General features: G+C 36.5%; 9 protein-coding genes. 5 read left to right on the top strand and 4 right to left on the bottom strand.

The window, feature by feature from the left end; all coding sequences use genetic code 11:
- Positions 1–19 precede the first annotated feature (19 nt).
- The 3 genes from ACJJVP_RS12980 to ACJJVP_RS12970 are packed head-to-tail and all read left to right on the top strand — an operon-like array spanning position 20 to position 1,532.
- Positions 20–562, top strand: coding sequence for an RNA polymerase sigma factor (locus ACJJVP_RS12980; RefSeq protein WP_405414218.1), 543 nt, complete (start codon positions 20–22; stop codon positions 560–562).
- Between the two features lie 33 nt (positions 563–595).
- Positions 596–1,102 (top strand): hypothetical protein, encoded by a 507-nt coding sequence (locus ACJJVP_RS12975; RefSeq protein WP_405414216.1) that lies wholly within the window; start codon positions 596–598, stop codon positions 1,100–1,102.
- On the top strand, positions 1,095–1,532 hold the full coding sequence (locus ACJJVP_RS12970; RefSeq protein ID WP_405414214.1) for a hypothetical protein: 438 nt from the start codon (positions 1,095–1,097) through the stop codon (positions 1,530–1,532). Before ACJJVP_RS12975 ends, ACJJVP_RS12970 begins: the two co-directional genes overlap by 8 nt.
- Here the strand turns inward: ACJJVP_RS12970 and ACJJVP_RS12965 are convergent, their stop codons facing one another.
- Positions 1,533–2,555: a WD40/YVTN/BNR-like repeat-containing protein gene (locus ACJJVP_RS12965; protein WP_405414212.1), complete on the bottom strand. Its 1,023-nt coding sequence runs from the start codon at positions 2,553–2,555 to the stop codon at positions 1,533–1,535.
- 155 nt (positions 2,556–2,710) lie between these two features.
- Here ACJJVP_RS12965 and ACJJVP_RS12960 point away from each other — a divergent pair, with 155 nt between their 5' ends.
- Positions 2,711–3,925, top strand: a complete 1,215-nt coding sequence (locus ACJJVP_RS12960; protein ID WP_405414210.1) for an RsmB/NOP family class I SAM-dependent RNA methyltransferase — start codon at positions 2,711–2,713, stop codon at positions 3,923–3,925.
- An 82-nt stretch (positions 3,926–4,007) separates the two neighbouring features.
- On the opposite strand, the gene ACJJVP_RS12955 is transcribed toward ACJJVP_RS12960, so the two are convergent.
- Together ACJJVP_RS12955 and ACJJVP_RS12950 are read right to left on the bottom strand one after the other, a co-directional pair.
- Complete coding sequence (locus ACJJVP_RS12955; protein ID WP_405414209.1) at positions 4,008–5,597, bottom strand: amidohydrolase; 1,590 nt, start codon at positions 5,595–5,597, stop codon at positions 4,008–4,010.
- Between the two features lie 167 nt (positions 5,598–5,764).
- Entirely contained in the window at positions 5,765–6,283 is a 519-nt protein-coding gene (locus ACJJVP_RS12950; RefSeq protein WP_405414208.1) for a winged helix-turn-helix transcriptional regulator, read from the bottom strand.
- A 275-nt stretch (positions 6,284–6,558) separates the two neighbouring features.
- Between ACJJVP_RS12950 and purL the strand changes: the two genes are divergently transcribed.
- Positions 6,559–10,278, top strand: a complete 3,720-nt coding sequence (gene purL / locus ACJJVP_RS12945; RefSeq protein WP_405414206.1) for a phosphoribosylformylglycinamidine synthase — start codon at positions 6,559–6,561, stop codon at positions 10,276–10,278.
- An 81-nt stretch (positions 10,279–10,359) separates the two neighbouring features.
- Here purL and ACJJVP_RS12940 read toward each other — a convergent pair whose 3' ends face one another.
- Positions 10,360–12,957, bottom strand: coding sequence for a DUF6923 family protein (locus ACJJVP_RS12940; protein WP_405414205.1), 2,598 nt, complete (start codon positions 12,955–12,957; stop codon positions 10,360–10,362).
- Between the last annotated feature and the right edge of the window lie 43 nt (positions 12,958–13,000).

Here is a 13,000-nt window from a genome sequence, read left to right as displayed (position 1 = left end):
AAACTAACCTCATTTCTAAGTGATTGAAGAGGAAACCTTAATATTAGATTTAAAAACAGAAAGCAAGCAAGCGCAGGCTTTTGAAGTATTGGTAAATACCTATAAAGAACGCTTGTATTGGCAAATACGAGGCATTGTTTTGAACCACGACGATGCAGATGATGTTTTACAAAACACTTTTATCAAAGTCTATAAAAACATAGATGGATTTAAAGGGGATAGTAAACTTTTTTCTTGGATGTATAGAATTGCCACCAATGAAGCTTTAAATTTTATAAAAAAAAGAGCGAAGCTACAAGGTGTATCAGATACCGATTATCAAGATAGATTAGTTGAAAATCTCGAGGCAGATGTTTATTTCGAAGGTGATGAAATACAACTTCAACTTCAAAAAGCAATTGCAACACTTCCTGAAAAGCAAAAATTGGTCTTTAACATGAAATATTTTCAGGAGTTGAAGTATGAAGAGATTTCAGAAATATTAAATACTTCTGTAGGTGGTCTAAAAGCATCATACCACCTAGCAGTAAAAAAATTGGAACAGTTTCTTAAAGAAGATTAAACCTTTTATAGAATTGAGTGTCAAACTTATATCATGAACAAAAACAATAAAATTCCGTTTAAAACTCCAGAAGGCTATTTCAATAGCTTTGAGGACAAACTAATGGATAAATTATCTAAGCCAGAAAGCACTACCTCAAAAGATAGTGCCTTTAAAGTGCCTGATAATTATTTTGAGTCTTTCCATGATACCCTTAAAGGAAAACTTGAGAATGAGCCAAAAGTGATTCCACTTTTTCCTATTAAAAAAATAATAGCCGTAGCTGCCTCAATTGCCGCTATTGTGCTTATAGTTTTAAATTATAATTGGAATACTTCAAGTGAATTAACTTTTAGCGATTTGGCAAATGCTGATATTGAAGCCTATTTTGAAAATAATGATTTTGAACTTTCACCATATGAAATTGCAGAAGTATTACCTGTAACGAATACTGAATATTCAGATTTTTTAAGCTCACCTATAGAAAGTGATAACCTTTTAGATTACTTAAATGAAAATGTGAGTGATTTTGATGAACTAAATATTGACTACAATGAATAAATTTATAATTACAATATTGTTATTTGTAACTACTTTTTCTTTTGGACAGAGAAACCAAGATTGGGAGAAAATAAATACCTTAAAAGTAGCTTTCATCACTGAAAAACTTTCTTTAAATACCAAAGAAGCTCAGGAGTTTTGGCCTGTGTACAATGAATATCAAGAGAAAAGAAATGCTTTACGTAAAAAAGGTCTTCAAGAAATTAAAAATAAAATTAAGGATGCCGCTTCTTTGACAGAAAAAGAAGCTCAAAAACTCTTAGCGCTTCATATGCAAATAGAAGAGGAAGAAGAGGTCTTAGATAATAGTTTTCTTAAAAATGTAAGTACAGTAATTTCTGCAAAGAAAACACTGCTATTATTGAGATCAGAAGAAGAATTTAAGCGACAATTAATGAAGCAATATCGCCAAAACAAAGGTGGTAAATAACTACTTAAAAATTAATTTAGATATGCGATTTTTACCTGCGGCATATGCCACAGAATCATTCTGAAAACGAATAGTATAAAAAGATTCTTTTGATAGTTCTTTCCAATTTTTACCCATATCTGATGAGTAAGATATACCTGTAAACCCTATAGCCACAATCCCATTTCCATTTGTACCCGGAACAAATTGAACACAACTTTTATAACCCGGTGCAATTCCATCAGCTACCAAGTTCCAGGTTTTTCCTCCATCTTTGGTAATCGCTTTATTAACCATAGCATTATCTGGATCAGTGTAATCTCCGCCAATGGCAAATCCTAAATTTTCATCATAGAAATCGATGGAATAAATACCCTCTGTTGCTTCCGCATTTCTGATAGGGGTTTGATAAGTTTCCCATGATTCACCCTTATCCGAAGAAAACAGAATTCTTCCAGCTGTTGTCGCCATCCAAATAGTACCCCCTATTGTTTTGATATTAGTATTACTTGCAGCAAAAGCTCCTTCACTTTCAATACCTTCCGGTAATTGAGAACACGGCAATTTTGTCCAAGTAAGTCCACCATCCGAAGTTTTAATAACACTTAAACATCCGTTTACAGAATCTCCTATGGCAATTCCGTCTTTATCGTTCATAAAAGTCATGGCATCATAAAAAACACCTTCTCCCTCCTCTTTATAGACTAGCTCCATTCTACCGTTTTCCCCTGTTTTATAAAGAAGTGCAGGCGACTCAATTGAAAGCATAAAAAAATCGGTATTCGTATGAGCTATCGCCCTAAACGAAGGCACACTAGTGTGGTATTTTTCAATATTCGCACGTACTATACCAGTAGCCAAATCCACAGTACCAAACGTGCCTTTATTTGCAGCGAATGCCAAACTATTACCCATCAATTCTATAGCCCTAATACTTAAAGAATCTGAATATATGGTTTCAATATCTATCGTATTAAACGTAGTTGGATGCTTACTTTCTGAACATGAACACATCAAAATGACTAAAAGAAAAATATAACGCATAGGATTATGGTATAAAGTTGCTCAAAAATAAATGGAATCGCTTCTAAAACAATACCTTTGCAGCCATAAATTTTTGAAGAACATAAGCCTATCTAATCGATAATCAATACAATGACGGCTTCAAACCTTCTGATAAAGTAATAATAGCTACTCTAATGAAATTACACAGAAATTTGGTGTTTGCCGTAATAGACGCCTTAAACCTCATCTTCAACGAAAACGAATATGCCGATAAGGTGGTTCAAAAAGTACTACGATACGATAAGCGATGGGGCTCTAGAGACCGAGGTTTTATTGCCGAGACCACTTATGAAATGGTACGCTATAAACGTTTATATACTGAAATAGCAGAGGTTAAAGCTCCTTTTAGTAGACCAGATCTTTTTCGTATGTGGGCTGTTTGGGCAGTTTTAAAAGGTATTAAATTACCAGATTGGAAACAGATAGAACCTACACCTGAGCGAAGAATTAAAGGAAAATTCGACGAGCTTTCTCAAATTAGAAAATTTAGAGAAGCTGTGCCGGATTGGATTGATGAGTTATGCGAAAAAGCTTTGGGTGAAAAATTATGGACCGAAGAGCTAGCCAAACTAAATCAGCCTGCAGAAGTAATCTTGCGTACCAATACTTTAAGAACAAACAAAGAAGAATTGCGTAAAGCGTTATTGGACGAAAATATTGTTGCCGAGCCTATTAGAGGATATGCCTCTGCCCTAAAATTAGTTGAAAGAGCAAATGTTTTTGTTACCCAAGCTTTTAAAAACGGAATGTTTGAAGTACAAGATGCTTCATCACAATTGGTTGCCGAGTTCTTAGATGTGGAACCTGGGCAACGTGTGGTTGATACTTGTGCTGGTGCCGGTGGAAAATCACTACACTTAGCTGCATTAATGGAAAACAAAGGGCAATTGATTTCTATGGATATTTACGGCAGTAAACTGAAAGAACTTAAAAGACGTGCCAGACGTAATGGCGCACACAATATTGAAGTTCGTGAAATAGATTCTACAAAGGTATACAAGAAGCTTTATGGTAGCGCCGATAGGGTACTTATTGATGCACCCTGTACCGGACTTGGAGTTCTAAGAAGAAACCCGGATTCTAAATGGAAAATGAAGCCTGAATTTCTTGATAAAATTGTAAAAACCCAGCACGAAATTATTAGAAACTATAGCAAAATAGTGAAACCTGGCGGAAAAATGGTTTACGCTACTTGCTCTATTCTTCCTCAAGAAAACAGCCACCAAGTGCAGTCTTTCTTGAAGTCTGAAGAAGGAAAAGATTTTACTTTGGTAAAAGATAAAAAGATATATGCTTCTAAAAGCGGCTATGACGGCTTTTATATGGCCTTGCTAGAAAAAAGCATTTAAACTTTAGAAGAACATAAATTAAAAAAGCCTTTAAATTCTAATGAATTTAAAGGCTTTTTTTTGGCGGATAGTATTTAGTTACCTAATCTTTTAAAGTAGGATATTCAATACCCAATTGCTCCAAATAAGTATCGTACTTTGTTTCGTCGTAATAGTATTTTTCCAATTCTGATCTAAATTGGTCTTGCTTATCCTTGTTCAAATAAATTGGAGGTAAATCGCTTTCAGAAATCATAGGGCGGTACTTTGTCTCTTTTTGCTGCTCGTTATTAAAATAATCCCAAGCACCTTCTAATAAATCTGGCTTCAATAAAAAGTCTATTATAGTCATAGCCTCTACTTTTGCACCTGCTACTACCCCTTTATGGGCAATTGGTGTTGCCATTGTTATGGCGTTACTCCAATGATGCCCTTGCAATCCTGGAATGTTAGATGGATACCTCAACGTCACCGTAGGTACCTTCCAAGAAATATCGCCAATATCATCCGACCCTCCACTAATTGGTTCCAAGACCGGCAGTCCTAATTCTGCCAATTCTAGCGGTAAACCTTCTATCTTTTCAGAATTCACTTCTTTTTGCACTGCCTTAGCCAGTTGTTGATCGGCTTCAGACCAATCTGGCAATCCTACTTCTTTTATATTGGAATACATAGTTTCTGCAATGACCTTATTATAATGTCTTGGCCATGCCGTACCCAAAACCTTAGAAGTCATTGTAGTTCCTGTCATCAATGCTGCGCCCTTAGCCATATCATTAGCCATAGCGTACATTTCCATAATTCCCTCATACTTAATATCTCTAAAATAGAACCATACCGCCGCTTTTGACGGTACCACGTTAGGTTGATCACCAGCATCCGTAAAAATAGAATGTGAACGTTTTAAAGGATGTAAATGCTCTCTTTTATAATTCCAAGCAATATTCATTAACTCTGCAGCATCTAAGGCACTTTTACCTCTCCATGGCGAGCCTGCGGAGTGAGCCGCTTCACCATCAAACGAATATTCTACAGATATTAATCCAGTACCTCTTGTTGGTCCATAAGAAACACCAAGATTATTACCAACATGAGTGAAAATGCACATATCAATATCATCAAAACGCCCATCTCTTACATACCATGCTTTAGCAGCCACTAGCTCTTCTGCAATACCTGGCCATACCAGTAAGGTACCACCTATATTTTCGCGTTCCATTATTTTCTTTACCGCAAGGGCCGAAGTTATATTCATAGGAATACCGGAATTATGACCTTCGCCATGACCCGGTGCACCTTCAACTATCGGCTTGTGATAAGCAACTCCTGGATATTGGGATGCCTTAGGTATACAATCCACATCACTACCCAAAGCAATTGTTGGTCCTTCTCCATTACTCCAAGTGGCGAACCAAGCTGTAGGAATACCAGAAATCGAGTTCTCTATTTCAAATCCGTTTTCCGCTAAAATTCCAGTTAGGTATTTAGAAGATTCCACTTCCTGAAATCCTAGTTCTGAAAAGCTAAAAATCTTATCGACCATAACCTGAGCAAGCTTTTTGTTGTCATCGACCAACGCCGCTACTTCGGTTTTTAACTTTTCAATTTTTTTTTTTGACTTTTTCTGCTTCGCATAGGTAAAGCTTAAGGTGAGTAAGCATACGACTGCTAATAGCTTAGTTCTTTGTTTCATGATGGTTTTTTGAATTAGTTGCTAGAAGTTACATAAATTGATGATTACATATGCATAAACAATCAATTTTTGTCTAATTCAAAACCTAAGTAATCTATTTTAAAATAATACGGATTTTACACGGCATTAAAATCCATATTTGAAAACTTAGAATAATTTTCAAATAACTAAAAAAGTGGTAATTGCTGATTTTTTGGAACTTTTGGAGCTTCCTTTATTTCAGCATCTTTTTTAACCTCCGGAATTTCTTGTGCTTTAGGCGCTTCTTTTACTTCTGGTACCTCTTTTATTTCTGACTCTTCGTTTATTTCTGGCTCTTTGCTCGGTTCTGCTACTTTCTTGACTTCTACAATTTCTGAAATTACTATAGTCTCAGCTATTTGCTTTTGTCCCCATTGAGTTATTGCTTCAACAACCGGAAGTAGTGATTTACCTAACGGTGTCAATGTATATTCTACACGTGGCGGAATTTCACCGTACAAGGTACGATCCAAAATACCTGAACGCTCTAAAGACTTTAATTGCTTGCTTAACATCTGCCGATTAATGCCTTCTATTTCCGAAAAAAGCTTATTAAATCTATTGGTACCTTTATTAACGTGATACAGAATAATTGGCTTCCATTTACCACCTATCATTTCCATACCATAATCAAGTGCCTGAGTCTCAATATTTTGTTTTGCCATACTATTTGCAATTTTCCAACAATTAAATTATGCTGTAAATTAATAAACTTAACTTAAGTCTAATAAACATACTATTGATATGTTTATAGTTAAAATCTAATTTTCAGACTTTAAAGTATTGCTTTACGAACACTTTAAAGCCAGCCAATAAAGATAAAACAAAATCTTACTTATTTCATTAACAATTACTGTTTAAAAGTGTTTCAATTTACCGTAAATAGTAGCTAGTAAAGTCTTAATTTTGTAATTCAAAAATCAATACCAGACACACTACAATGATTCACTTTTTTGGGGAACCTAGCAAAAAGGTTTTTGCGGTACAGACCGCTAAGGAACTATCATCTGAAGATATAAGTAAACTTATATGGTTGTTCGGCAACCAACCTAAAATAAATGCGGCGTCTCTTGACGCCTTTTTTGTTGGTCCTAGAGCCGCAATGATTACTCCTTGGAGTACCAATGCCACTGAGATTACTCAAAATATGGGAATTTCGGGAATTATTCGGATTGAAGAATTTAATGCCAAAGCAGAAGAATTTTCAGGATTCGATCCTATGATTTCTCAGAAATACAGCACATTAAATCAAGAGGTATTCGATATTCATATAGCACCAAAACCTATCTTAAATATTGAAGATATCGCTGCCTTCAACAAACAAGAAGGCTTAGCCCTTAATGATGAAGAAGTTGATTATCTAGAAAACCTGAGCAAGAAATTAGGCAGAAAACTTACCGACTCTGAGGTATTTGGGTTCAGCCAGGTAAATTCTGAACACTGTAGGCACAAAATATTCAATGGCACTTTTGTCATTGACGGTGAAGAAATGCCTTCTTCGCTATTTAAGTTGATAAAGAAAACTTCTCAAGAGTTTCCAAATGATATCGTTTCTGCTTACAAAGACAATGTTGCGTTTGTAAAAGGACCTAGAGTAATGCAATTTGCTCCTAAAACTGCCGATAAACCCGATTTCTATCAAGAGAAAGAGTTTGACTCCGTTATTTCCATAAAAGCGGAAACACACAACTTCCCTACCACGGTAGAGCCTTTTAACGGTGCCGCAACTGGTGCGGGTGGTGAAATAAGAGATAGACTAGCTGGTGGTAAAGGTTCTTTGCCTCTTGCCGGTACGGCTGTTTACATGACAGCATACTCTCGCTTAGAAAAAGAAAGACCCTGGGAAAAGGGGATGCAAGAAAGAGATTGGCTATACCAAACACCAATGGACATTCTTATAAAAGCTTCTAATGGTGCTTCTGACTTTGGAAATAAATTTGGACAGCCTCTAATTTCCGGATCGGTTCTGACGTTCGAATATGATGAAGCTTCTACTCCGTTTGAATCTTCAGAAGACAAGACTTCGGCTTCGCTCAGTCACCGTAAGCTGGGTTACGATAAAGTAATTATGCAAGCTGGTGGAATTGGGTATGGTAAAATTGAACAAGCTATTAAAGATAAGCCAGAAACAGATAATAAAATTGTAATTCTAGGTGGCGACAATTACCGTATAGGTATGGGCGGTGCCGCAGTTTCTAGTGCTGATACGGGCGAATTTAGCTCTGCTATTGAACTTAATGCCGTACAACGTTCCAATCCTGAAATGCAAAAAAGAGCTGCCAATGCCGTTCGTGGTATGGTAGAAAGTGATAAAAATACCATTGTTTCTATCCATGATCACGGAGCTGGAGGGCACCTAAACTGTTTATCTGAACTTGTAGAGGAAACTGGTGGTAAAATAGATTTAGATAAGTTACCTGTTGGTGACCCTACCCTATCTGCTAAAGAAATTATAGGAAACGAATCTCAAGAACGTATGGGTCTTGTAATCGGTAAAAATGATGTAGACCACTTAAAACGTATTGCTGACCGTGAGCGTTCGCCAATGTATGAAGTTGGTGATGTTACTGGTGACGACCGTTTTACTTTTGAATCTAAAACCAACGGTGCTAAGCCTATGGATTTAGCGTTGTCAGATATGTTCGGTAGTTCTCCCAAAACAGTGATGACGGACAGTACCGTAAAGCGCGATTATAAAAATGCAGCTTATTCATTGGAATTTTTCCATGATTACCTGGATGCCGTTCTTCAACTAGAAGCCGTTGCCAGTAAAGATTGGCTTACAAACAAAGTTGACCGTTGTGTTGGTGGTCGTGTTGCAAAACAACAATGTGTTGGTCCGTTACAATTACCGTTGAACAACTGCGGGGTAATGGCTTTGGATTTTAAAGGAAAAGAAGGTATTGCTACAAGTATTGGACACTCCCCTATCTCTGCATTGATTGACCCTGCTGCAGGTAGTAAAAATAGTATTGCGGAATCATTGACCAATTTGGTTTGGGCTCCGCTTAAAGACGGATTAGCTTCTGTATCGCTTTCTGCCAACTGGATGTGGCCTTGCAAAAATGAAGGTGAAGATGCACGATTATACAAAGCCGTACAGGCTGTATCTGATTTTGCTATCGATTTAGGCATTAATGTACCTACGGGAAAGGACTCTCTTTCCATGAAGCAAAAATATAAAGATGGTGATGTTATCTCTCCTGGTACCGTAGTAATTTCAGCTGCTGGTAACTGCAGCGATATAACCAAGGTAGTTGAGCCGGTTTTACAGAAAGATGGTGGTGCTATATATTACATCAACCTAACTAAAGATAATTTTAAATTAGGTGGCTCGTCTTTTGCCCAAACTAGAAATAGTATTGGTAACGAAACTCCTACCATCACTGATTCGGCTTACTTCAAAACTGTTTTTAATACGATTCAATCTTTAATTAAAGAGGATAAAATAGTTGCAGGACATGATGTTGCTTCTGGCGGATTAATTACTACCCTGTTAGAATTATGCTTTGCAGACACCAATTTAGGTGCTCATCTTGACCTTACAGGTTTAGGCGAAGTCGATACCATCAAAGTATTGTTCTCTGAAAATGCAGGTATTGTTTTTCAAGCAAGTGATGATAGCGTTGAAACTATATTGAAGTCTAAGAGTATTGATGCTAAAAAAATAGGAACGGTTACTAATGAAGCAACACTTACCGTTAAAAACAACGGTATGGAAATGGGACTAAACATTGAAACCCTTCGTGACACTTGGTTCAAAACATCGTACTTACTAGATAATCAGCAGACTGCAAAAGGTTTAGCAAAAGATAGATTTGAGAATTATAAAGTTCAACCTTTACAGTACAACTTCTTGAATTCTGCAGCTATCGCTTTACCTAATCGTTCTGAAACAACAAACGGAGCTAGACCAAAAGCTGCGATTCTACGTGAAAAAGGAAGTAATTCTGAGCGTGAAATGGCTAATGCTATGTATTTAGCAGGGTTTGATGTAAAAGATGTTCACATGACGGATTTAATCTCTGGACGTGAGAATTTGGAAGACATTCAATTCTTAGGCGCTGTTGGTGGTTTCTCCAACTCAGATGTATTAGGTAGTGCAAAAGGATGGGCAGGAGCTATCAAATATAACGAGAAAGCAAACACGGTCATTAAAAACTTCTTTGCACGACCTGATACCTTATCCGTTGGTATTTGTAATGGTTGCCAGTTGTTTATGGAATTGGATTTGATTAATCCGGAGCACGAGACTCACGGAAAAATGACATATAACGATTCTCACAAGCACGAGAGTAATTTTACCTCTGTAGAAATACAGAAAAACAACTCTGTTATGCTTTCCTCTTTAGAAGGCAGTAAACTTGGTGTTTGGATTTCTCACGGTGAAGGTAAATTCGATTTACCACAAACAGAGGACAAATATGATATCGTAGCCAAGTACGGTTACGAAGGTTACCCGGCAAACCCAAATGGCAGTGATTTTAACACTGCTATGCTTTGCGATAAAACAGGTCGTCATTTAGTAACCATGCCGCATATTGAACGTTCTATTTTTCCATGGAATTGGGCACACTACCCTACTGATAGAAATGATGAAGTTTCACCTTGGTTAGAAGCTTTTAAAAATGCTAAAGTTTGGATAGATAACCAGAAGTAAATACTTTTAAATATATTAAAAAGCAAAAGCTGTGCACTCCCATGCCTGGGGTACACAGCTTTTTTTTACAACCAAAACGTATTATCTAACTAAAAGCCTTCCGCTCCATATTTTCTCATTGGAGTTTTGCAACTTATAGAGGTATAACCCAGGGGCTAAATCTTTTCTTTCTACAACTATTTCATTTTGTCCGGCTACACTTTCACCTTCCATATGGTGATTTCCTAAAAGTCTACCGCTCAAAGAATAAATATTTAATTGATAAGTATCTGCATTTTCTTCATAAAAATATAAGCTGGCTCTTTCTATCATAGGGTTTGGATAAACAACTGATTTATTTAAATCAGAGTCCACAAATTCTTGACCTGGCTCACGATTATGAAAATCTATATTTTGTAACTCCATAGACTTCTCTTCTGCATATCCATTTTCGGCAACTAGATTAAAGGAAAGTACTTTTATATCAGAGAAATCAGTACCCGCATCTAAGTCATTTTTAAAATCGGTTGCAGATAAGGTATATTCACCCATTTCACTATCTAAGCCAATACTAGTCTTATATATTGAACCATCACCCTTTATCAACTGCACATCTAAATTACCGGTTCCTTTTGCCTCAAAACTTACTTTACCATAATCACTTAAATCAACAGCGGCAAACCTCGGACTCAATGCTCGGTACACTCCTAAATAATTACTAGTGGAACCCTGCAATTTTATATTTCTTTCAATAGGATACCCGTCACCAACGTATGGTCCATCTGCTGGTAACACTTCATAGCTCTCTACAGTTGTCTCTTCTGCAGAATCATCTAAGCCCCATGGAGCATCAGCTACAAAAAGATCATCTGGTGTTGTGCCCAAACCTGCGCTTATTCTAAAACCTAAATCGAACAAGGTTCCTGTTTTTAAAGCTACAGAATCTAAATAACCGTCTATATCTGCGGTTACTCCCAATACTTCAGTATCGCTAGTTTCAGTAAGTTTCAAACCTCCTTCTAGATTAATACTTTCTGAATTGTTATTGTTCACTAAATTCAATAAAACTTCGCCATTTTTATAACTGGCAGACTTTACGAATACTGGCGGAGGAGTTGATCCGTTGTACTGCGTGATATCAGCATTAACCTCAAGTAGATTTAAAATTTCATCTGCTAACAGTAATAAATCATCTACTGAATTTGACCATATCTGAAAATTGTAATAAGCAGTATCGCCTGCATAGGCATCAATGTTCCAATGCGACTCAATAGTAAAATTATCATCTACATTTACTCTAGCTGAGAAAGTCAAAGCAAACTCAAGGCTACCATCCGGTTGTTTAATGATCGACTTAATAAAATCCTTTTCACGTAGTTGAATATTAGAAACCGAAAGTAATTGCGCCCCTAGAAAACGGTCACAGATAAACTTGCTATGCTCATAAACCTTGTTCTCTGTTTTAATAACCATTAAAGACCCTAAATTTTCAGAACCGTTTAAATAATCTACAGAGTAAATATCAGATGCATTCGTTAAATCCAGTAAATCGCTTGGTGAAGATTCTATGGTACTTGTTTCACCAACAACACCCAATGGCACTAAGCTATTTAAAGGAATCTCATTCACTTCTGTTTTAGAGCTTAGACCATAAAAAGTATTCTTTACCACCTTCTTGGCATTTATTTTATCAAAAACATAATTGGTTTTTGCTCTATTGAAGTTTCTTTTACTAATTAAGTTAGCCAGCCTATCATTACTTTCCAATCCACCTTTATTGGCGCTAGACGTAGTAACGATTACAGGGCAAGCGGCAACACCTGAACAAGAGGGGTCATCGCAATCTACCAAGCCATCGCCGTCATCATCTATTCCGTTCATGCAATCTTCTTGCGGAACAGGGGCCGACGGACAACGCGCACCGTCATTACTTGATGCGGCAGGACCAAAAGCAAAAATATTAGATTGAATTACACCTAATGTGATATCTTGAACACTATTAATTTTATACACTGAACCAGTTTGGTTAGCCGATATATAGAAATTACCGTCACCATCAAAATACACCGCACCAAAAGTGTAACTTAAACCCTCTAAAATAGGAACCACCCCAATAGTTTTTACAATACCGGTATCAGGATCTATTCTATATAATGTATTTGTTCGACCTTCTACAGTATATAACATACCGTCTACAGCATTAAAAGCCCAATCGGCAATACTTAAATTTTGACTTAATTCAAAGGCTCCTAAATACTCTAGATAAGTTTCTGAATTTGGATTTATATCCAATTTATAGTATGAAGATCCACCGGCTTTAAAATAATAAACACCATCTGTTGAAATATCACCAACATACTTATTACCTGTTGGTAAATCGGGTATAGTATATTGCTCTACCGAATAATCGCTTCCGATACGTACTATCGTACTTGATGGGGTTGATAAATATCCCCATAAAAAACCATCGGTGGAGTTATACCCGACACCATTAACATTACCCGGCGTAATATTTTCAGCAACTAAATACGAACTTCCAGATGCAAGGTCCAATGCATAAATATCATTATACTGAAAGAGATAAGCATTATAATCGCAGTTGAAAGGATCTGATTGCGCAATTGTATTGTAACTAAATAAAGTTAAGGCTATAACCAGAATTGACTTGGAAAAATTAATTAGCGTGTAGTTTTTTTGCATGTTTTCTACAATTTGGGATTAAAATCTATTCTTCAAACCTAAT

The sequence above is a fragment of the Maribacter sp. Asnod1-A12 genome (genome assembly GCF_045063735.1).
Taxonomy (GTDB): Bacteria; Bacteroidota; Bacteroidia; order Flavobacteriales; family Flavobacteriaceae; genus Maribacter.
This window is presented reverse-complemented; position numbering and strand designations above follow the sequence as displayed.

Bases quoted from the DNA above. Each gene is read 5' to 3' on its own strand.
- purL (WP_405414206.1), top strand. From the start codon at position 6,559: ATGATTCACTTTTTTGGGGAACCTAGCAAAAAGGTTTTTGCGGTACAG.
- ACJJVP_RS12960 (WP_405414210.1), top strand. From the start codon at position 2,711: ATGAAATTACACAGAAATTTGGTGTTTGCCGTAATAGACGCCTTAAAC.
- ACJJVP_RS12975 (WP_405414216.1), top strand. From the start codon at position 596: ATGAACAAAAACAATAAAATTCCGTTTAAAACTCCAGAAGGCTATTTC.
- ACJJVP_RS12970 (WP_405414214.1), top strand. From the start codon at position 1,095: ATGAATAAATTTATAATTACAATATTGTTATTTGTAACTACTTTTTCT.
- ACJJVP_RS12965 (WP_405414212.1), bottom strand. From the start codon at position 2,555: ATGCGTTATATTTTTCTTTTAGTCATTTTGATGTGTTCATGTTCAGAA.
- ACJJVP_RS12950 (WP_405414208.1), bottom strand. From the start codon at position 6,283: ATGGCAAAACAAAATATTGAGACTCAGGCACTTGATTATGGTATGGAA.
- ACJJVP_RS12940 (WP_405414205.1), bottom strand. From the start codon at position 12,957: ATGCAAAAAAACTACACGCTAATTAATTTTTCCAAGTCAATTCTGGTT.
- ACJJVP_RS12955 (WP_405414209.1), bottom strand. From the start codon at position 5,597: ATGAAACAAAGAACTAAGCTATTAGCAGTCGTATGCTTACTCACCTTA.